The following is a 20,077-nucleotide window of genomic DNA, read 5'->3' as shown; positions in this document are numbered from 1 at the left end:
GACAGCATCCAGGACACTCCGCAGCGTACGCATGCTTCCGGCCCGTCAGGGCGCGAGCATGGCCGGATGGCCGTCACGAGTCGAAGGATCTACGCCGAGCCGGCGCCGGACGAGGGCGTCCCGGTCCTCGTCGACCGGCTGTGGCCGCGCGGACTGCGCAGGGAGGACGCCGGCTTCGACGAGTGGCTGCGCGCCGTCGCCCCGTCCACCGGGCTGCGCCAGTGGTACGGCCACGACCCGGAGCGGTTCGACGAGTTCCGCCGGCGCTACCTCGGCGAACTGGAGGAGCCGGACGCCGCGGCGGCCCTCGCCCACCTGCGACAGCTGGCCGCCGCGGGCAACGTCACCCTGCTCACCGCGACGAAGGACCTGACGATCAGCCATGTTGCGGTACTGGCCGATCTTTTGGGGAGCTAGAGCGATCGCCCGGGCTCCTGCTCCCGGGGTGCCGCGGCGGCGGGAAATAGGCGTTGGACGGCTGCCACGATGGCGGCTCGGCGCGCGGACAGGAAGGCCGTGCGCTCCGCCGCGTCGGCGGGCAGCAGGTCGGACTGGCCGACCCGGGCGATCGCGAGCTGGTTGACGAACATCAGGATGTCGGCGGGATCCCACGCCGGGTCCAGGTGGCCCGACGTCTGCGCCAAGCGCAGTTGTTCGGTCTTGCGCCGCACGGTCGCCCGGAGCGGGTCGCCCGGGTCGCCTACTCGACGCTCGCCCGCGGTTTCCTCAGCGGCGCGGTCACCTCCCCGGACCACTGCGACGCCGCCGCCTTCCGCCGGCGGCTGCCCTGGTGGAAGCCCGGAACTTCGAGGCGAACGTCGCCGTCGCCGAGGAGCCGGCCGGGTTCGCCGAGGGCAAGGGCATCACGCTCGCGCAGCTGGCGCCGGCGTGGCTGCTGGCGAAGAAGGACTACGTCGTCCCCATCCCGGGTTCGCGCCACCCCGACCGGGTCGCGCAGAACGTCGCGGCCGCCGACATCACGCCGACCGCCGAGGACCTAGCCGTCATCGCCGCGATCGCTCCCGACGGCGCCCTCGGCGGACGCCTGGGCTGGCGCCGCGCGCGCGTGCCCCGGCGCCCGAACGCCCGGCTGCCCGCCCTTCCCCTGCCCGGCCGGACACGTCGTTCCGTCGTTCGGAGGGCGCCCCGCTCGGGCGACCCGCCGGACAGCAACCGGCCCGACCGCGCCGCGGCGCGGGTACGAGCGGAGCACCCCGGTCAGGTACACCAGAAGAGGAACGGCTTGCAGGACTGCGAGGGCTTCGGGGCGGGGCTCCGGCTCGGTCGCGGGGCCCCGGTGCCGGACGTCGGCGCGGAGGTCCCGGCACCCGTGGACGCCGACGGGTCGGGGGCGGACGCGGAGGCCGACGCCGACGCGCTGGCCGAGGCGCTCGGCCGCGCGCTGCGGGACGGCCGGACCGACGTGCTCGGCGCGACGGAGACCGGCACGGCGCTCGCGGGTGCCGCCGTCGCGCTGCCGGCGGAGCCCGCCACCTGGTCCTCGACGGACGCGGTCACCGGCTGAGCCGCCCCGCTGCCGTCCGGTGCGGCCAGCGCCAGCACCCCGGCGGCGCCGCCGAGCGCCAGCCCGGCGGCCGTCAGCAGCAGGGCCCGGCGCCGCCGGGGCGCCCTGCGCCGTCGGCCGGGGGCACTGGAAGAGGATCGCGGTGCGGCGCTCGCGGGCCGGACGATCGCCGGCCCCGGCTGCGCGGCACCGGCCGTGGCGCCACAGCCCGGGCACGAGAGGGCCCCGTTGAGGTGGCGTCGGCAGGGTGCGCAGTAGTCCATGGGATCTTCCCGGTCGGGTGTCGCGCCTGGCGCGACCTTGGGAGGACCCTATGCAGGGCACCCGAACGATCGACAGGTGTCACGTGTGAGGCTTTCGCGGAGATCCGATGGGTCCGTCACGTGCACGACAGCGCCCGTCCGGGGTCGACCTCACCGGACCGACACGCTGCCGCGGGACGCGGCGGGGCCGGCCGCCCCTGGGGGACGACCGGCCCGACGGTGCCGGAACCCGGGTCAGCCCTGGGCCCCGGAGACCTCCAGCACCTGCGCGTACGGCGCGAGCTTGCGCAGCGACTCGATGCTCTTCAGGCAGTCGTCCTTGGACTCCTGCGGGGCACCGGTGATGACCACCGTGCCGTTGCTGGCCTTCAGCCGGAAGCGGTGGTTGCCGGACTCGTCGACGTACAGCTCGAACTTTCCTGCCATGACTGTGTGCACCTCTCGATGGGGAACCCCCTCACCGGGGACGGTAGGAGCCGAATCCCCCGACGCATGTCGGACGCGTCGTTCGGGTGCACGGGGCCCGGGTCACTCGCGCACCACGTCCTCGGGGCGCTTGTCGGTCCGCAGCCCCTGGTAGCGCGGGGCGCGCAGGCGGCCGTCGCGGGTCCACTGGGTGAAAGCCACCCGGGCGACCAGCCGGGGCTCCACCCAGTGCGCCGTCCGCTCGGTGGCGGGCGGGTCGGCGAACGGCGGGTCCGGGCGGGCCAGGGCCGCCAGCAGACCGGTCAGCCGGTCCAGCTCCCGGGCGTCGAACCCCGTCCCGACCTTGCCCGCGTAGCGCAGCGCGCCGTCCGCGTAGTGGCCGACCAGCAGGGCGCCGAAGCCATTCCGCCGGCCGCCCGGGTCGGTGTGGCCGCCGATCACCAGCTCCTGCCCGGCCGTGCACGGCAGCTTCAGCCAGTCCGGTGAGCGGCGCGGCACGTAGCGGCTGTCGGCGCGCTTGGCGACCAGCCCCTCCCAGCCGCGGGCGCACGCCTCGGCCAGCGGCACCGGCCCGTCGGCCGCGACGTGCTCGGTGAAGAACAGCGGCTCCGCGAAGTCGAACGACTCGCGGAGCAGCTGCTTGCGGTCCAGCAGCGCGAGCCCGGTGGTGTCGTGCCCCATCAGGGCAGGCAGGTCGAACAGGAAGTACGACACCCGGACGCCGGTGGCCAGCGCCCGCTGCGGGTCGCGCAGCTGCATCCGCCGCTGCAGCCGGGCGAAGCTGGTCGCGCCCCGGTCGTCGAGCGCGACGATCTCCCCGTCCACGGCGAACCGCGGTACGGGTTGCGCGGCGAGCGCAGCCGCCAGCTCCGGGTACCCGGCCTCGATCCGCTGCCCGGTGCGGGAGTACAGCCGCACGGCGTCGCCGTCGCGTTCCGCGATCGCCCGGACGCCGTCCAGTTTGCGTTCCAGCAGCCAGCCGGAGTCGAACGTGCGACGCTCGCTGGTGGCGGCCAGCATGGGGTGGATCTGCACGTCAGCGGGGTACCCGGTGGCCCGGCGACGGGAAACCGCTGCGGCCGCGGTGCCGCCGGAACGGCCCCGTGCCACAGTGGAGGACGGGGCCGTCCGCCGAAAGGGGTCCGCAGATGGAACCGACACCCGCCGACCGTCCGGCCGCCGCGCCGCCGGTGGCCGGACCGGCCGCCCGCGAGGCGTCGCGCGCAGGGGCGCAGGACGCCCGGGGCACCGCGCCGAAGCGACCCGGCATGGTGACGAGGGTCCGCCGCGTGCTCGACGCCATGTCGATGTCCGCGGTCGTCTTCTGGGTCGCCCTGTCGATGGGCCTGCTCCTGGTGTGGGTCCAGACCACCTCGAACTGGATGACCGCCTTCTGCTCCCTGGTGTGGGCGATCACCGCCGTCGTCCTGGTCGGCCGCTTCGACGGCCAGCACGCGGCCGCCGCCCGGCGCCGCCATGTCGCCGCATCCTGAACACCTGTCGCCCTGACATGGCGACAGAGAGAAAGAGAGACAAAGAGACAGAGCGTCACCGCGGCCCGCCCGGCCCGCCCGGCCCGTCCGGCGCGACGAGCCGGGCGGGCGTTGGGCCCGCGCGGTCAGCGCGCGCGCCACACGGTGGTCACGTTGCAGAACTCGCGGATCCCGTGCTCGGACAGCTCCCGGCCGTAGCCGGAGCGCTTGACACCGCCGAACGGGAAGGCCGGGTGCGAGGCGGTCATCCCGTTGAAGAACACGCCGCCCGCCTCGATGTCGCGGATGCACCGCTCCTGCTCCGCCGCGTCGCTCGTCCACACGTTGGAACTCAGCCCGAACGGGGTGTCGTTGGCGAGCGCCACCGCCTCGTCCAGGCTCTCCGCCCGGTACACGGTGGCGACCGGGCCGAACGCCTCCTCGTGGTGGATCCGCATCTGCGGGGTCACCCCGGTCAGCACCGTCGGCAGGTAGAACCAGCCGTCGTCCAGGCCCTCCGGCCGGGCGCCGCCGCACTCCGCCACCGCGCCCCGGGCCACCGCGTCCGCCACCAGTTCCTCGATGTCCGCCCGGCCCTGACGGGTCGCCAGCGGGCCGACCTCGGTCTCCTCTGCGAGCGGGTCCCCCACCCGAAGTTCCCGCATCCGGTCGGCGAACGCAGCCGTGAACGCCGCGTACACCTCCGCGTGCACGATGAAGCGCTTCGCCGCGATGCAGGACTGCCCGTTGTTCTGCACCCGGGCCGTCACCGCGCACTTCACCGCGGCGGCCACATCGGCCGACGGCAGCACCACGAAGGGGTCGCTGCCGCCCAGCTCCAGCACCGACTTCTTGACCTCGTCGCCGGCGACGGCGGCCACCGACCGGCCCGCGCCCTCGCTGCCGGTGAGCGTCACGGCCGCCACCCTGCGGTCCCGGATCACGCCCTCGACCGCCTTGGAGCCGATCAGCAGGGTCTGGAAGCAGCCCCGCGGGTAGCCCGCCTCGCGGAACACCCGCTCCAGGGCCAGCGCCGTCCGCGGCACGTTCGACGCGTGCTTGAGCAGCCCGACGTTGCCCGCCATCAGCGCCGGGGCCGCGAACCGCACCACCTGCCAGAGCGGGAAGTTCCACGGCATCACGGCCAGCACCACGCCCAGCGGCCGATAGCGCACCAGCACGGAGGAGGCACCGGAGTCCGCGACGTCCGCCGCCTCCGGGTGCTCGTCGGCGAGCAGACCGGGCGCCCGGTCCGCGTACCAGCGCATCGCCTTCGCACACTTGGCGACCTCGGCCCGGGCAGCGCCGATCGGCTTGCCCATCTCGATCGTCATGGTGCGGGCGATCTCCTCCTGGTCCGCGTCCAGGCGGTCCGCCGCCCGCCGCAGCAGCGCCGCCCGCTCGTCGAAGGAGGTGAGCCGGAAGGCCGTGAACGCGTCCTCGGCGAGCGCCAGCCGCTGCTCGACGGCGGCGTCGTCGTACGGCGTGAAGGTCTCCACGGTCTCCCCGGTGGCCGGGTTGACGGTTGCGATGGCCATGGCTGCTCACTCCTCGGTTCGGATCGGCTCTGTCCCACCCTGCCCCCGTTACCCCGCAGACGCTTGGCGCAACGCGCACGGAGCGGCCGGGTGGCGTGTCCCGCAGACCCGGACGGCAGCCTCAAGGGCCCCGGGCGGTGCCGCTGGACCGACCGGTCGGTCCAGCGGCACCGCCGCGGTCAGTGCGCGGCCAGCGGGTAGTGGTCGGACAGGTCGGTGTACGTGTAGCTCCGGCCCCAGCTGCTCACCGTCCACGGCGCCGCGTGGGACCGCAGGACGGTGTTGGTGTACTGCTGCGGCCGGGCATGGTCGGCCCGGTACAGCACGTAGTCCAGGTCCTCCTTCGGCTCACCGGGGTACCGGTACGCGGCGATCGAGTTGTCCGCCGTGTCGAAGGAGTAGGGCCAGCCGGTGCGGGCGGAGGCGGGCGCGAGGTTCCCGTTGTCCAGCAGCGCCTGGTACTCCGAGCCGTGCGAGTCGATGTTGAGGTCCCCGGCCACCACGATCGGCTCGCTCGCCGGGATGTGCCTGCCGTCCAGGAACGTCCGCATCGCGGTGAGCTGCGCCGCCCGGATGCCCGCCGCCTGGCCGCTGGAGCAGCCCGAGTCGGTGGACTGCAGGTGGGTGCCGACCACATGGGTGCGAACGCCGGCGACGTCCAGGACGGCGTACACGAAGCCCTTGTTGGACCACCAGTCCGAGCCGCAGGCGTCCTTGTAGACGTACTGCTCCCGGTGCAGGATCGGCCACCGGCTGAGCAGCGTGACCCCGCCGTCCTCCGGGGTGGTGGAGCTGTAACTGCCCGAGGTCGCGTCCCAGCCGTTCGTGGACCGGCCGACCACGGGCGTGTGGTACGGGTAGGCCGCCGACGCCTGGGCGGTGAGGGTGTCGGAGGCGGCGTTGTCGAACGCCTCCTCCAGGACCACCACGTCGTGGCCCTGGAAGAAGTCCGCCGCGGCGATCGCCCGCGCCCGGTGGTCCTGGCCCCAGTTCGGGTACAGGGCCGTGCTCATCAGGAACGTGTTGTAGGTCAGGACGTCGAGTGCGGGTGCCGTGGTGGGTGCGGTCTCGGCGCTGGCCGCGGGCGCGGCGGCCAGGGGCCCAGCAGGGCGGCCGCAGCACAGACGGCCGCGGCCATGCGGGCGCGCCGGACGGTCGGCAAGGGCATCGTGGCTCCGTGAGGGTATGTCGTGAACCCGCCGAACGGCGAGCTGTTGTCCAGTCAACTCGCTGACATCGACAGCCATCAAGGGGTCGTTCCGGACCGTCCGGCGAGCGGCGGGCGAACGCAGCGGGAACACGTGCTGCCGGTCCTGTGCCTGCTGCGTCCGCCGCGTCCGCTGCGCCGGCCCCCCTCACGGTGGGCGCGGCCGGGCGTCGGCCTCAGGCTCCGGAGTCGGAGTCGGGGGTGGCGCCGGTGCCGGGGGTGGTGCGCGGGGCGGGGGCTGCGGCCGGCAGGCGGTCGGCGGCCAGGCGCAGGGCCCAGCGTCCGAGCAGCTCCTCGACCGGCGGGTGGGCCCGACCGGCCGCCCTCGCGAGCGCATCGGCCGAGGCGGTGTCGTAGCGGTCCTCGGTGAGGAACGTCAGCGCCTCCGGCTCCACGCCGGTCAGGGCGCGCGGCAGCCGCCGTACCAGCCCGGTCGGCAGCACCACCCGCGGCGCCCGGACGCCGAGCCGGCGGGCCACCAGGGCGACCAGCTCCGGCAGCGGGGGAGTGGCCGGGTCCAGCACGGTGTGGAGCTGGACGGGGGCCGTGTCGTGGTCGGGGGCGACGGCGATCACGGCTGCCAGGTGGTCGACCGCCACCACCGGTACGAACGTCCGCCGGGTGCCGGCCAGGGCGGGCAACCGGCCCGTCCGCAGCTGCTCCACCAGCGGGGCCAGCCCGATGTACTGGCCCGCCTCGCCGGTCTGCGAGTGCCCGATCACCACGCCCGGGTTGACCACGGTCAGCGGGACCCCGAGCTCCGGGGCGAGGACCCGGACGGCGGCGTCGCCCTCGGTCTTGGACGCCTCGTACGGGCCGAGCGCCCGGTACAGACGGTCGGCGTCGGCGGCCGGCAGCGGGTGGACGGGCGCGGCCGAACGGCCGACGCGGTAGCCGGAGAGGTGGACGAGCCGGCGCAGCCGGGGCGGCCGGCCGCCCAGTTCAGGGTGTGCACGGCGCCGTCCAGATTGGCGGCGCGGGCCTCGGCGCGGGAGAGGCCGAAGGCGTACCGGGCGGCGAGGTTGTGGACGTCCTGCACGTCGGACAGGGCGCTCTCGTCCGTGCGGGAGAGGCCGAGACCGGGTCGGGTGATGTCCACCGTGACGCCGGTCAGTGCGGCGAGTTCGGTCTCGTCGGCGCCGTGGTCGCCGAGCCACCGGCGGAGTTCCGCCTCGCGGGCCGGTCCGCCGCGCAGGCCCACGGCGACCGTCCGGCCGCGCCGGAGCAGCTCCAGGGTGAGCCAGCGGCCGAGGAACCCGCCGGCGCCGAGGACCAGGGCGGTGGGGCGGGGGAGGGAGCGGGTGTCGTCCATCAGGGGATCCGTTTCGTCGACTTATTCCATGGACCGGTCTACATAATTTTTGGGGCTGAGGCTGGAGCGGGGCAGGAAGCAGTGCTGCCGAGCACGGGCGGCGGCTCTCAGTCGCGGAGCAGGATCTCCGCGGCGCGGGCCGCCTGGTCGAGCGGGGCCCGGCTGTGCTGCACCCGGGCCAGCAGCAGGGCGCCCTCCACGAGTGCGAGCAGGGCCCCGGCCAGTGACTCGGCCGCGGCGGCGTCGCGGCCGTACCGGACCAGCATCCGGGCGAGCGAGTGCTGCCAGGCCTCGTACGCGTCGGCGCAGACCCGGCGGAGCCGGTCGTGGCCCGCCGCCGTCTCCAGGGCGACGGTGGCCAGCGGACAGCCCTTGGCGTAGTCGGATTCCGTCATCCGCTCGGCGAAGATCTCCAGCAGGCCGTGCACCGCCTCGACCGGGGTCAGTTCGCCGCCGGTGATCCCGGCGATCAGGTCGGTGACGCCCTGTCCGGCCTCCTGCAGGGACAGCGCGACCAGCTCGTCCTTCCCTTCGGGGAAGTGGAAGTAGAGCGAGCCTCGCGGTGCCCCGCTCTCGGCCAGCACCTGGTTCAGGCCGGTGCCGTAGTACCCCTGTGCCTCGATCAGCAGCCGGGTTGCCTGCAGCAGCCGGGTACGCGTCTCCTCGCCCTTCGCTCCCATGCCGCAAACTGTAGACCGACCGACATATTTTCGTCCATGCGCCGCACCGACCGCATGCCGCCACCGCCGCCGTATCGCCGCGCCACTGCCGCGCCACTGCCGCGCCGCGCGAAGGCGGCCGTCCGACCGGACCGGGGTCGGACGGCCGGCGGTGGGTCAGCCGACGCCCTGGGCCGACCAGAAGTCCTGCCGGGCGAGCCGCGCGGTGTCGCTGTTGTCGGTGAAGAAGCCGTCCACGCCGAGGCCGTAGAGGTACCGGGCCCAGCCGATCGCGTCGCCGTAGGCGTTCGGGTCCGTTCCGCGACGGTAGTCCAGCGGGAGGAAGGAGTTCTCGTTGCGGACGGTGTACGGGTGCACCACCAGTCCGGCCCGGTGCGCGTCGGCGACCAGCGTGGTCGGCGCCTGGAGCTTCCCGGTCGCGTCCACCGGCGCGACGAGCTGGGTGGTCGGCCCGATGCCGTGGGCGAACGAGGCGAGCCAGTGCAGGCCGTCCGGCTTCACCAGATCGGCCACCGTCCGGCTGTCCCCGGCGAGTTGGAAGTCGAACGGGCGGGTGTCGGCCGTGCCGAGCAGTTGGATGCGGGGGTTGTCGACCAGCCGGGCGAGCCGCTGCAGGCTGCTCGGTTCGAAGGACTGCAGGATCGCCCGGCCGCCCCGCCCGGCCAGTCCGCCGCGCTTCAACTCGTCGGCGAGCCGCTCCTCCAGCAGCAGACCGATCGACCGGAAGTAGCTGGGGTGCTTGGTCTCCACGTACAGCCAGACGTCGCGGCCGAGGGTGCGTGAGCGCTGCCTGGCGAAGTCGACCACCTCGCGGAAGGTCGGCACCGGCCACCGGCCGTCGTACAGCGTGTTGTGCTGGCGCTGCTGCGGCAGCCGCTCCTTGGCGCGCAGCGTGCGCAGTTCGGCGAGGGTGAAGTCCTCGGTGAACCAGCCGGTGATCGCCGTGCCGTCGACGGTCCTGGTGGTGCGCCGGGCGGCGAACTCCGGGTGGTCGGCGACGTTCGTGGTCTCGGCGATGTTGTTCTCGTGACGGACCACCAGATGGCCGTCCCTGGTCGGCACGAGGTCCTGCTCGATGACGTCCGCGCCGATCTCCAACGCCAGTTCGTACGAGCCGCGAGGGTCTCCTCCGGGCGGTAGCCGCAGGCTCCGCGGTGGCCGACGACCAGCGGGTGCGGCAGCCGGTCCAGCCCGGTGCCCGTCCGGACGGGCGGGCGGGTGCCGACGGCCTGCCGCGCGTCGGCGGCGTCGGCCGTCGCGCCGACCGTGCCCAGCGAGGCGGCTCCGAGGCCCGCCGCCCCCGTGGCCCGCAGGAACACACGCCGGGACGAGCCCGGTCCGATCGGACGCTGCGTCATGTCGTCTCCCTGTCCAAGGTGCCGGTGCCTGACGCCCGCACCCTACGCAGCGCCGCCGGACCGCCCGGTGAACCCCGAGCGACCCCCGCCCAACCCGAGCCGAAAGCCCGTACCCGACCGTCTCGGTCTCGGTCTCCGACCGCCGTGCCCGGGCCGCCGCCGGTCACTCCTCGCCGGGCGGCAGGATCCAGTCGAAGGGCATGAACTCCGATGCCCAGCCGGCGGTCCCGGCCAGTTCGCCGGCGGCCTCGGGAGTGCGGAGCAGGCAGCGGTGACGGAGCAGTTCGCGGCGTTCGAGGGGCGTCAGCAGCCGTTCCTCCGGGCTGAGATTCTCCGGGTGGTCCGGGCCGAGCTCCGGGTCTCCGTCGATCGGGCGGTCGCCGGCCACGTTGAGCCGGTCACCCGACGACGTCCGGTAGTCCAGACGGAGGTCCGTCCTCCACTGGGAGTTGCCGCCCCAGCCCTGGGACAGGTCGACGGTCGGCCGGTGGCGGCGCCGGAAGCTCCAGTACAGCGGCGAGCGGTCGGCGACGCCGCGCTGCGCCCGCCGGGCACCGGCCCGGACGCGGACGCCCGCCCGGCCGAAGACGAGGTCGCCGAGCAGCAGGCTCGGCCAGAGCACCTCGATGACCTCGATCGGCGCCCGGGGGTCTTCGCTCTGCTCGACCTCGACGATCTCGTGCAGGAGCGGGTCGAAGACCGCACTCCCGGACGGTGTCATGCCGAGCGCGGCGAACAGGCCCAGGTACCCGGCGTCCGTCAGTGCGGGGCCCGGCACGGCGATCTCCGCCGTACGGCCTGCGGGTTGCCGGCCCAGTAGCAGGACGTCGCTCACCCGGCCCAGGGCGTACAGCTCGTGGAGCAGCGGCCGGACGGTGCCGTCGGCAGTCCACCATCCGCTGCACTCGGCCGCGACGGCGAGCGAGTTGCGGTAGCCGCCGCGGGCCCGGTCGAGCCACCGTGCGACGACGTCCCCGGAGGCCTCCGTCCCCTCGCACCCCGTCAGGTCATCGTGGAGTTCGCGCGCTCCCACCCCGTTCAGCATGGTCCGACCCTACGCGGAGGTCGGCCGGCATCCGGAGCTGTCCGGGGTGTCCGCACCTCTGCGCAAACGCCCCGCCGGGCGGTGGCGTTGTCGTGGGCGCCATGCCGGTCGCCACACCCGTCGCCGCCGCGGGCACCACGTGCGCGTCAACAACTCCGCCTCCGCCCGACGCTCGGACGGTGGGGCGGGTGCCGGCACCATCGGATCCGCAACGCGTGCGGCAGCGTCCGGTGGCCGCAGGAATAGAGGGCCACCGCCCGGGTCGACCCGGCGTCAGCCCGTCCCGCTCCGTCCCGCGTTACGGACCCACCGGCAGCGAATCGCCGCGGCCCGGATCGCCCGGCGCCATGCCCGGAATCCCCGGAGTCCCCGCTGCCCCCGCCCTTCCCGCCGGTCCCATCGCGCCAGCCGGACCCGGCAGGATCGGCTCCTCGGGGATCGGGGCGACGGGCGGCGCCGCCGCCGGGAGGAGAGGACCAGGGTAGTCGGCAGGGCGATCACGCCGACCAGCGTCAGGACGACGCCGATGGCGCTCCGGAGCATCAGGTCCGACACCCGCTGCGCCTCCGGGCCCGCGACCGCACCGGTGGAGGCCCACACCACACGGCCGCGGACGGCGGTGTCGGGCACCGTGCCGTTCGACCGGTCGCGGAGGAGCTGCGGGTACTGCGAGTCGACGGAGTCCGGGCGGTTGTCGCCGAGGAGGAAGAGGTGGTGCTGGGCCACCGTCAGGTCGAAGGTCCGTGTGGCGCCGCGGACGTACGGCTCCGCCAGGGCGGAGCCGTTGCGGCGGATCCCCGGACCGCCGCAGCAGGACAGCCGGTCGCCGCCGACCCCGAGCACCCGCTTGATCGCCAGGCTCCCGCTGTCGCCGACGAACTCCGGCACGTCCACGAGCACGAGGTCGCCGTCGTGCACCTCGGCGGGGGCGACGTCCGCCACCAGCAGGCGGTCGCCCGGACCGAGGGTGGGGGCCATCGCGCCGCCCACCACCGTGACACGGCGGTAGCCGGTGGTCAGATCGGCCACGGCCGGCGCTGCCAGGGCCGGCCCCGCCATGAGTACCGCTGCAGCCCCCCACACGACCGTGCGCCAGCCGCGCCCCCGCACCATTCCCCAGCCCTCCCACGCCACCGACGCCGTCCACGGCACGGGTCCGCCCGGCCGCCGGTCGGACCATCCTAGGGAGGGCGGGCGGTACCGGGGGAGACGGGTCGTCAGTCCGGAACCCAGCCGCGGCGGTGGGCCTGCCAACCGAGCTGGATCCGGGTCTCCGCCCTTGCCAGCGCCATCAGCCGGCTGATCCGCCGCTGGACGGTGCGCAGCCCGAGGCCGAGCTGGTTGGCCGCCGACTGGTCGGTCGCGCCGGCCAGCAGCAGGGCCAGGATCCGCCGGTCCACCGTGTCGGGTTCGCCCGCCGGTGCGGCGCCGACCGTGACCGCGCCGTCGTCCCGGCCGAGCGGGTGCGCCCACTCCCAGGTCTGGTCGAACAGCACCGTCAACACCCGTACCAGGGCGGGTGCGCGGACGACCAGGGCGACCGGCTCCGCCCCGCTCCTGGTCTCCGTGAGCGGGACGAGGGCCGCGGTGCGGTCGGCGACGATCAGTTTGGTCGGTACGTCCTCCACCACCCGCACCTGCTGTTCGCGGTCCATGGCCTCGAAGAGCGTGGCCGCGGCGTCCGGCTCCTCCAGGGCCCGCCGCTCCATCACCACCCGGTACCGGACACCGCGTTCCACCGCCGCCGTCTCGGCGCCGGTCGCGTCCGCCCGCACCACCTGGTACCTCCCGGTGACCAGGGCGAGGATCTCCTCCGTGGCCGCCGCCTGCAGTTGCGCGACCCGGTGGCCGATCGCGGCGTGGCCGGCGACCACCTCCACCAGGTCGCGGTGCGTGCCGTCGCCGCCTGCCGTCCGGTACGCCTCCGCGAGGGCGGCGGCCGCGAGTTCGGCCTGGCGCAGGGCGTGCCGGCGCCCGGTGAGCAGCGCCTCCAGGGCGACCGTCGGCGGGGCGGCGGCGTACCGGGCGCTGCCGTCGCGCTGCGGCGCGATCAGGCCGCGTTCGGCGAGTGCCGCGAGTGCCGCCTCGGTGGCGGTGAGGTCGTTGCCGCAGCGGGCCGCCAGTTCGGCGGGTGCGCCCGCGCCGCGGACGACGAGGTCGGTGTAGAGCCGTTCGGCGCGGTCGTCCAGCCCCACCGCCGCCAGCATCGCCGCCCCGTCCGCCGGCATCGCTGCCCCGTTCGCCGGCACCGCCGTCCCGTCCGCGAGCATCGCCGTCCTTTCCGCATCCCGTCCGCGGGATGGCCGATCGAGAGCGTGCGTCGGTCGCCGGCCGTGGCGGTCCTGCGCCCCGGCGGTGATCCGCCAACGAACATCATGGCCGCTCAGGGGCCTCCCCGGCCAGGTCCACCGGCACATTCCGTCCCCGGCACGCCCGCCGCCACGCCTCGCCCGCCGCCGCAAGGGTCACCCCGCAACGGGCTCGCGCAACGGGCTCGCGCAACCGCGCACCGGCCCGCGGCGTCCCGGGCAGAGACGATCACGCGGCGGGCAGGGACACCCGGGAGGCACGATGGGGGAGCGGCAGCGGCCGGAGCGCCGGCGGGGGTGGGCCACGGTGGCCGCGGCCCTGCTGCTCGCGCTGCTGACGGCCGGCCACCGCCTGGTGCCCGACGGCGGCGCGCACCTCGGCAGCCTGCTGGAGGCCTTCCTGCCCTGGCTGGGCCTGGGCGTGCCCGTGCTGCTCGCGGTGGCCCTGTGGCGACGCTCGCGCACCGCACTGCTCGCCGTCCTCGTACCGGCGCTCGCGTGGACGGCGGTGTTCGGCGGGCGGCTGCTGCCGGCGGACACCGGGCCCGCGGACCTCACCGTCCTCCAGCACAACGTCGACGACGGGAACGCGGACCCGGAAGGCACCGCGCGGGCCCTGCTCGGCCGGCACGCCGATCTGGTCGCCCTGGAGGAACTCGCTTCCGGCGAGGCCGTGTACGAGCGGGTGCTCGCCCACGACTACCCCTACCGGGCCCGCTCCGGCACCGTCGGGCTCTGGTCGAGGTACCCGCTCACCGACGCCCGCCCGGTCGACATCAAGCCCGCCGCGGTGCACGTCTACTGGAAGCGCGGGGTGCGGGCCACCGTCCGCACCCCGCAGGGGGAGGTCGCCGTGTACGTGGCGCACCTGCCGTCCGTCCGGGTGCACGCCACCGGCTTCGCGGCCGCGGGCCGGGACGAGAGCGCCCGGCGGCTGGCCGCGGTGATCGACGCCGAGCCGATCCGCCGGGTGATCCTGCTCGGCGACCTCAACTCCACGCTGGACGACCGCGGTCTGGCCCCGCTGACCTCGCGGCTGACCCCGGCCAGGTCCGGGTTCGACTTCAGCTGGCCGGCCGGCCTGCCGCTGGCCCGGATCGACCAGGTGCTGTGCCGCGGCGCCGTGCCGGTCTCCACCCGCACCCTGGCCGCCACCGGCAGCGACCACCTCCCGGTGGAGGTACGGATCCGGCTCTGACACGCCGTCGGTGCGGCCGGTGCCGGGGTGCGGGGGCGGTGCGGCGGTATACAGGGGCACGTCCGGTGGCCGGCCCGCCGTGGTTACAGCGCGGAAAGTCCGGCGTAACGCCGCGTCAACGAAGGGTTGGTGCACTGACCGGACCCGCCGAGCCAGCGCACTCCCCACCCGAGGACGCCACGATGAAGCTCACCCCGCGCGAGCAGGAACGCCTGCTCATCCACGTCGCCGCGGACGTCGCCCGGTCCCGGCAGGCCCGCGGCCTGCTGCTCAACCATCCCGAGGCCGTCGCCCTGATCACCTCGCACGTCATGGAGGGCGCCCGGGACGGCCGTACCGTCGCCGAGCTGATGGAGTCGGGCCGCCACGTGCTGGCCCGCAAGGACGTCATGGACGGCATCCCGGAGATGATCCCCGACGTCCAGGTGGAGGCCACCTTCCCCGACGGCACCAAGCTGGTCACCGTGCACGGGCCGATCCTGTGACCGGCCCCGACGCGGAGGCCGGCCCCGCCGGCCGGCCCGTGCCCGTGCCCGTGCCCGTGCCCGGCGAGATCCTGTACGGCGACGGCGACATCGGCCTCAACGCGGGCCTGCCGGTGACCCGGATGATCGCCGTCAACGCCGCCGACCGGCCCGTCCAGGTCGGCTCCCACTACCACTTCGCCGAGGCCAACCCGGGCCTGGAGTTCGACCGGGCGGCCGCGCGCGGCCGGCGGCTGAACATCCCGGCCGGCACCGCCGTCCGTTTCGAGCCGGGCATCCCGGTCGAGATCGAGCTGGTGCCGATCGGCGGCCGGCGCGAGGTGCACGGACTGCGTGCCGAGACCGGAGGGCCGCTCGATGACTGACCGTCCCGTGACCGGCCGTCCCGCGACCGGCCGTCCCGCCCTGTGGCTCACCCGGGAGCGCTACGCCGACCTGTACGGCCCCACCACCGGTGACCGGATCCGGCTCGGTGACACCAATCTGCTGATCGAGGTCGAGGAGGACCGCAGCCGCGGCGGCGACGAGGCCGTGTTCGGCGGCGGCAAGGTCCTCCGCGAGTCGATGGGCCAGTCCCGGGCCGCCCGCGCCGATGGCACCCCGGACACCGTGATCACCGGCGCGGTCGTGCTCGACCACTGGGGGTGGTCAAGGCCGACGTCGGGATCCGCGACGGCCGGATCACCGCCCTCGGCAAGGCCGGCAACCCGGAGACGATGGGCGGCGTCCACCCCGACCTGGTGATCGGCCCGGAGACCGAGGTGATCTCCGGCAACGGGAAGATCCTCACCGCCGGCGCGATCGACGCCCACGTGCACTTCATCTGCCCGCAGCTCGCCGACGAGGCGCTCGCCGCCGGCATCACCACGCTGGTCGGCGGCGGCACCGGCCCGGCCGAGGGCAGCAAGGCCACCACCATCACCCCGGGCGGCTGGCACCTGGCGCGGATGTTCGCGGCGATGGACGACCTGCCGCTGAACATCGGCCTGCTCGGCAAGGGCAACACCGTCAACACCGCGTCCATGCACGACCAGTTGCGGGCCGGAGCGCTCGGCTTCAAGATCCACGAGGACTGGGGCGCCACCCCCGCCGCGATCGACGCCTGTCTGCGGGTCTGCGAGCAGACCGGCGCCCAGCTCGCCATCCACACCGACACCCTGAACGAGGCGGGCTTCGTCGGTGACACCCTCGCCGCGATCGCCGGCCGGGGCGTCCACGCCTACCACACCGAGGGCGCCGGCGGGGGCCACGCGCCCGACATCATCACCGTGGTGTCCCAGCCCAACGTGCTGCCCAGCTCCACCAATCCGACCCGCCCGCACACCGTCAACACCGTCGACGAGCACCTCGACATGCTGATGGTCTGCCACCATCTCAGCCCGCACGTGCCCGAGGACCTGGCCTTCGCCGAATCCCGGATCCGTCCCTCCACCATCGCCGCCGAGGACGTGCTGCACGACCTCGGCGCCATCTCCATCATCAGCTCCGACTCCCAGGCGATGGGCCGGATCGGCGAGGTCGTCACCCGCACCTGGCAGACCGCCCACGTGATGAAGGCCCGCCGCGGCGCCCTGCCCGGCGACGGCCGCGCCGACAACCTGCGGGCCCGCCGCTACGTCGCCAAGTACACCGTCAACCCGGCCGTCGCCCAGGGCCTCGACCACGAGATCGGCTCCGTCGAGCCGGGCCGGCTCGCCGACCTGGTGCTCTGGACACCCGCCTTCTTCGGCGTCAAGCCCGACCTGGTGCTCAAGGGCGGCCAGATCGCCCGGGCCCAGATGGGCGACGCCAACGCCTCCATCCCGACGCCGCAACCCGTCCTGCCCCGGCCGATGTTCGGCGCCACCGGCCGCGCCCCGGCCGCCAACTCGTTCAACTTCACCGCCCGGGCCGCCCTCGACGACGGCCTGCCGGAGCGCCTCGCCGAACAGTTCGGCATCGGCAAGCAGTTCACCGCGATCCGCAACACCCGCGGCGTCACCAAGGACCACATGGTCAACAACACCGCCCGTCCCGACGTCCGGGTCGACCCCGACACCTTCACCGTCACCATCGACGGGGAGACCGTCGCCCCCGCCCCCGCCACCGAACTGCCGCTCGCCCAGCGGTACTTCCTGTTCTGATGACGGCCGCCCTGCTGCTCCTCGCCGACGGGCGGTTCCCCGCCGGCGGGCACGCCCACTCCGGTGGCGCCGAGGCCGCCGTCAAGGCCGGCCGGATCCACGACGCCGCGAGCCTCGGCGCGTTCCTCACCGGACGCCTGCACACCACCGGCCTGACGGCCGCCGCACTCGCCGCCGCCGCGGCGACCCCGGCGCCGACCACGACGCCCTCGACGAGGCCGCCGACGCCCGCACCCCCGCACCGGCCCTGCGGGCCACCAGCCGCCGGCTCGGCCGCCAACTGCTCCGGGCCGCCCGCGCAGCCTGGCCGCACCCCGACCTCGACCGGCTCGGCGGACGGCACCCCCGCGGCGCCCACCACCCCGTCGTCCTCGGCCTCACCGCCCGCGCCGCCGCCCTCACCCCCGCCGACGCCGCCCGGCTCGCCGCGTACGAGTCCGTCAACGGCCCCGCCACCGCCTGCGTCCGGCTGCTCGGCCTCGACCCGTACGAGGTCGCCGCCCTGCTCGCCCGGCTCGCCCCGCAGCTCGACGCCGTCGCCGCGGACGCCGTCCGGGCCGCCGCACTCGGCGACCTGCCCGCCGCCTCCGCCCCGCTGCTCGACGTCCACGCCGAACAGCACAGCACCTGGAAGGTACGCCTCTTTGCATCGTGACCACGTGGACCCCCACGAGCTGCCCGTCCGCCACACCCACACCGAGCGCCCCGGCCGGGCCCTGCGGATCGGCCTCGGCGGCCCGGTCGGATCCGGCAAGACCGCGACCGTCGCCGCCCTCTGCCGCACCCTGCGCGACGAGCTCTCCCTGGCCGTCGTCACCAACGACATCTACACCACCGAGGACGCCGAGTTCCTGCTGCGCAACGCCGTCCTGCCGCCCGAGCGGATCACCGCCGTGGAGACCGGCTGCTGCCCGCACACCGCCATCCGCGACGACATCTCCGCCAACCTGGAGGCCGTCGAGGACCTGGAGGACGCCGTCGGCCCGCTCGACCTGATCCTCGTCGAGTCCGGCGGCGACAACCTCACCGCCACCTTCAGCCGCGGCCTGGTCGACCACCAGATCTTCGTCATCGACGTCTCCGGCGGCGACAAGATCCCCCGCAAGGGCGGCCCCGGCGTCTCCACCTCCGACCTGCTCGTCGTCAACAAGACCGACCTCGCCCCGCTGGTCGGCGCCGACCTCGCGGTGATGGCCCGCGACGCCAGGGCCCAGCGCGGCGACCTGCCGACCCTCTTCACCGCGCTCACCGCACCCGACGGCATCGCCCCCGTCGCCGCCTGGGTCCGCGAACGCCTCGCCGTTTGGGTCCGCACCCGGGTCACCGCCCCGTGACCGGTTCGGCCCTGACGGCGTCGGCCCGCATCACCGCGGCACCCGACGGCCGGGGCGGCACCGCCCTGCCCGTCCTGGTGGGCGCGGGCCCGCTCGCCCCGCGCCGTACCCGCGCCGCCGGGCCCGGCGCCCACGTCACCGTGGTCGGCTCGATGGCCGCCCCGCTCGGCGGCGACCACCTGGCGCTCACCCTCGACGTCCGGCCCGGCGCGACCCTCACCGTGACCACCGCCGCCGCCACCGTCAGCCTGCCCGGCGCCGGCGGCGAACCCGCCCGCTACGACCTCGACATCACCGTCGGCGAGGACGCCGAACTGCACTGGCTGCCCGAACCTGTCATCGCCGCCACCGGCAGCCACCTCCTGCTGCGCACCCGGATCACCCTCGCCCCCGGCGCCCGGCTGCGCCACCGCGAGGAACAGGTCCTCGGCCGCGGCCACGACCGGGCCCGCACACCCCCGGGCGGCTCACCGCCCGCCTCACCGTCCACCAGTCCGGCCGGACGATCCTCGACCAGCAGACCGACCTCGGCCACGGCGCCCCCGGCTGGGACGGCCCCGCCGTCCTCGGCCCGCACCGCACCACCGGCCAGCTGCTCACCGTCCACATGCCCGCCCCGCCACCGCCCCCGGCCGGCGCCGACGCCGCGCTGCTCGGACTGCCCGGGGACGGAGCCGTCCTGCTCGCCGCACTCGCCCCGGACGCCCTGACGCTGCGCCGCCTGCTCACCGCCCCCTCGCCCGCCCGGGCCGCCGCGGCCGCCGGCGCGGTCTGAGCACCCGCCGCCCGGCCCGGGGACGACGCGGCCCCGCCCCACCGGGGTGGGACGGGGCGCGCGGTGCTCCGCTCAGCCGGCGTCGGCCGCCTTCTGGCCGCGCCGGTTCAGCTGGGCCAGGTAGGCGTTGTAGGCGACCAGCTCGGCGTCGCCGTCCCGGTCCGCCGCCCGGTCGCGGCGCCGCGCCTGCCGCTCCTCCGAGCGGGCCCACTGCAGGGTCAGCGCGATCAGCACGATCGCCGTCGGGATCTCGCCGAACGCCCAGGTGATGCCGCCGGCGATCTTCTGGTCGTCCAGCAGGTGGGTGCCCGGCGGCGAGGAGGCCGCGTTGAAGGTGGACACCAGCTGCTCGGTGGCCATCATCACCGCCACGCCGAAGAAGGCGTGGAACGGCATCCCCATGAACAGCTCGATGATGCGCAGCACGAAGCCCGGCCGGTTCGGACCGGGATCCACGCCCATGATCGGCCAGAAGAACAGCAGGCCGACCGCCAGGAAGTGCACCATCATCGCGATGTGCCCGATCCGGGACTGCATCAGGAAGTCGAACAGCGGCGTGAAGTACAGCACGTACAGGCTGGCGACGAACAGCGGGATGGTGGCCGCCGGGTGCGACACGATCCGTACGTACCGGCTGTGCAGCAGCGCCACCAGGAGCTCGCGCGGGCCCCGGCCGTTGCCCTTGCCCGCCGGGCGCAGCGCCCGCAGCGCGAGCGTGATCGGCGCGCCCAGCAGCAGCATGATCGGCGACAGCATCGACAGCACCATGTGCTGCATCATGTGGGCGCTGAACAGCACCATGCCGTAGTCGTTGAGCCCGGTGTTGGTGACCAGCAGGACGGTCGCCACGCCCGCCGTCCAGGCGATCACCCGGCCGATCGGCCACCGGTCGCCTCGGCGCCACAGCCGGACGACGCCTGCCGTGTAGAGGCCGAACGCCAGCAGTGCGCCGACCAGGAAGGGCCAGTCCGGTGACCAGTGCAGCGCGGCGGAGGGGTGAACGGCCCGAGCGTCCCCCGCCGTGGTG

18 protein-coding genes and 5 pseudogenes are annotated in these 20,077 nt (G+C 74.9%); 10 read left to right on the top strand and 13 right to left on the bottom strand.

From position 1 onward, the window contains the following. The first annotated feature begins 66 nt into the window (after positions 1 to 66). Complete coding sequence (locus tag ABEB13_RS09075) at positions 67 to 417, top strand: DUF488 domain-containing protein (protein WP_345705064.1); 351 nt, start codon at positions 67 to 69, stop codon at positions 415 to 417. Here ABEB13_RS09075 and ABEB13_RS09070 read toward each other — a convergent pair. Then, the gene (locus tag ABEB13_RS09070; protein ID WP_345705063.1) at positions 414 to 755 is read right to left on the bottom strand and encodes a hypothetical protein; all 342 of its coding nucleotides are present in this window, start codon (positions 753 to 755) and stop codon (positions 414 to 416) included. The two genes, ABEB13_RS09075 and ABEB13_RS09070, sit on opposite strands and share 4 nt — an antisense overlap. A gap of 35 nt (positions 756 to 790) precedes the next feature. On the opposite strand from ABEB13_RS09070, the gene ABEB13_RS09065 reads away from it, so the two are divergent. Continuing rightward, on the top strand, positions 791 to 1,525 hold the full coding sequence (locus ABEB13_RS09065) for an aldo/keto reductase (protein ID WP_465262245.1): 735 nt from the start codon (positions 791 to 793) through the stop codon (positions 1,523 to 1,525). Between the two features lie 497 nt (positions 1,526 to 2,022). On the opposite strand, the gene ABEB13_RS09060 is transcribed toward ABEB13_RS09065, so the two are convergent. Both ABEB13_RS09060 and ligD read right to left on the bottom strand, forming a co-directional pair. After that, complete coding sequence (locus ABEB13_RS09060; RefSeq protein ID WP_100891297.1) at positions 2,023 to 2,214, bottom strand: YegP family protein; 192 nt, start codon at positions 2,212 to 2,214, stop codon at positions 2,023 to 2,025. A gap of 102 nt (positions 2,215 to 2,316) precedes the next feature. Further along, positions 2,317 to 3,249: a non-homologous end-joining DNA ligase gene (gene ligD / locus ABEB13_RS09055; RefSeq protein ID WP_345705062.1), complete on the bottom strand. Its 933-nt coding sequence runs from the start codon at positions 3,247 to 3,249 to the stop codon at positions 2,317 to 2,319. Between the two features lie 113 nt (positions 3,250 to 3,362). Between ligD and ABEB13_RS09050 the strand changes: the two genes are divergently transcribed. Beyond that, entirely contained in the window at positions 3,363 to 3,707 is a 345-nt protein-coding gene (locus ABEB13_RS09050; RefSeq protein ID WP_345705061.1) for a hypothetical protein, read from the top strand. 125 nt (positions 3,708 to 3,832) lie between these two features. Here ABEB13_RS09050 and ABEB13_RS09045 read toward each other — a convergent pair whose 3' ends face one another. The 9 genes and pseudogenes from ABEB13_RS09045 to ABEB13_RS09005 form a co-directional block, all read right to left on the bottom strand. Then, positions 3,833 to 5,224 (bottom strand): NADP-dependent succinic semialdehyde dehydrogenase, encoded by a 1,392-nt coding sequence (locus ABEB13_RS09045; RefSeq protein WP_345705060.1) that lies wholly within the window; start codon positions 5,222 to 5,224, stop codon positions 3,833 to 3,835. Between the two features lie 179 nt (positions 5,225 to 5,403). After that, positions 5,404 to 6,392 (bottom strand): annotated as a pseudogene (gene sph / locus ABEB13_RS09040) (sphingomyelin phosphodiesterase). 215 nt (positions 6,393 to 6,607) lie between these two features. After that, entirely contained in the window at positions 6,608 to 7,264 is a 657-nt protein-coding gene (locus ABEB13_RS09035; protein ID WP_345709602.1) for an SDR family oxidoreductase, read from the bottom strand. After that, positions 7,174 to 7,743, bottom strand: coding sequence for an SDR family oxidoreductase (locus ABEB13_RS09030; RefSeq protein WP_345705059.1), 570 nt, complete (start codon positions 7,741 to 7,743; stop codon positions 7,174 to 7,176). The genes ABEB13_RS09035 and ABEB13_RS09030 overlap by 91 nt, the downstream gene beginning before the upstream one ends. A gap of 107 nt (positions 7,744 to 7,850) precedes the next feature. Continuing rightward, the gene (locus tag ABEB13_RS09025) at positions 7,851 to 8,423 is read right to left on the bottom strand and encodes a TetR/AcrR family transcriptional regulator (RefSeq protein ID WP_345705058.1); all 573 of its coding nucleotides are present in this window, start codon (positions 8,421 to 8,423) and stop codon (positions 7,851 to 7,853) included. Between the two features lie 156 nt (positions 8,424 to 8,579). Continuing rightward, positions 8,580 to 9,781: pseudogene (locus ABEB13_RS09020) on the bottom strand (glycerophosphodiester phosphodiesterase). A 163-nt stretch (positions 9,782 to 9,944) separates the two neighbouring features. After that, positions 9,945 to 10,826, bottom strand: a complete 882-nt coding sequence (locus ABEB13_RS09015) for a hypothetical protein (protein ID WP_345705057.1) — start codon at positions 10,824 to 10,826, stop codon at positions 9,945 to 9,947. A 273-nt stretch (positions 10,827 to 11,099) separates the two neighbouring features. After that, positions 11,100 to 11,855 (bottom strand): signal peptidase I, encoded by a 756-nt coding sequence (gene lepB, locus ABEB13_RS09010; RefSeq protein WP_345705056.1) that lies wholly within the window; start codon positions 11,853 to 11,855, stop codon positions 11,100 to 11,102. Positions 11,856 to 12,043: 188 nt separating this feature from the next. Further along, on the bottom strand, positions 12,044 to 13,096 hold the full coding sequence (locus ABEB13_RS09005) for a helix-turn-helix transcriptional regulator (protein ID WP_345705055.1): 1,053 nt from the start codon (positions 13,094 to 13,096) through the stop codon (positions 12,044 to 12,046). 301 nt (positions 13,097 to 13,397) lie between these two features. On the opposite strand from ABEB13_RS09005, the gene ABEB13_RS09000 reads away from it, so the two are divergent. From ABEB13_RS09000 to ABEB13_RS08970, 7 genes and pseudogenes are all read left to right on the top strand, one after another. Further along, positions 13,398 to 14,333, top strand: a complete 936-nt coding sequence (locus ABEB13_RS09000) for an endonuclease/exonuclease/phosphatase family protein (protein ID WP_345705054.1) — start codon at positions 13,398 to 13,400, stop codon at positions 14,331 to 14,333. Positions 14,334 to 14,515: 182 nt separating this feature from the next. Further along, on the top strand, positions 14,516 to 14,818 hold the full coding sequence (locus ABEB13_RS08995; protein ID WP_345705053.1) for an urease subunit gamma: 303 nt from the start codon (positions 14,516 to 14,518) through the stop codon (positions 14,816 to 14,818). Further along, on the top strand, positions 14,815 to 15,183 hold the full coding sequence (locus ABEB13_RS08990) for an urease subunit beta (protein ID WP_345705052.1): 369 nt from the start codon (positions 14,815 to 14,817) through the stop codon (positions 15,181 to 15,183). Before ABEB13_RS08995 ends, ABEB13_RS08990 begins: the two co-directional genes overlap by 4 nt. Continuing rightward, positions 15,176 to 16,941 (top strand): annotated as a pseudogene (locus ABEB13_RS08985) (urease subunit alpha). Before ABEB13_RS08990 ends, ABEB13_RS08985 begins: the two are co-directional and overlap by 8 nt. Further along, positions 16,938 to 17,596: pseudogene (locus ABEB13_RS08980) on the top strand (urease accessory protein UreF). The pseudogenes ABEB13_RS08985 and ABEB13_RS08980 overlap by 4 nt, the downstream one beginning before the upstream one ends. Further along, entirely contained in the window at positions 17,586 to 18,275 is a 690-nt protein-coding gene (gene ureG, locus ABEB13_RS08975) for an urease accessory protein UreG (RefSeq protein WP_380231164.1), read from the top strand. Before ABEB13_RS08980 ends, ureG begins: the two are co-directional and overlap by 11 nt. Continuing rightward, positions 18,272 to 19,050, top strand: a pseudogene (locus ABEB13_RS08970) (urease accessory protein UreD). The gene ureG and the pseudogene ABEB13_RS08970 overlap by 4 nt, the downstream one beginning before the upstream one ends. A 72-nt stretch (positions 19,051 to 19,122) precedes the next feature. On the opposite strand, the gene ABEB13_RS08965 reads toward ABEB13_RS08970, so the two are convergent. Continuing rightward, positions 19,123 to 20,034: a cytochrome c oxidase assembly protein gene (locus tag ABEB13_RS08965; RefSeq protein ID WP_345709601.1), complete on the bottom strand. Its 912-nt coding sequence runs from the start codon at positions 20,032 to 20,034 to the stop codon at positions 19,123 to 19,125. Positions 20,035 to 20,077: the final 43 nt, after the last annotated feature.

The sequence above is a fragment of the Kitasatospora paranensis genome, assembly GCF_039544005.1.
Taxonomy (GTDB): Bacteria; Actinomycetota; Actinomycetes; order Streptomycetales; family Streptomycetaceae; genus Kitasatospora; species Kitasatospora paranensis.
This window is presented reverse-complemented; position numbering and strand designations above follow the sequence as displayed.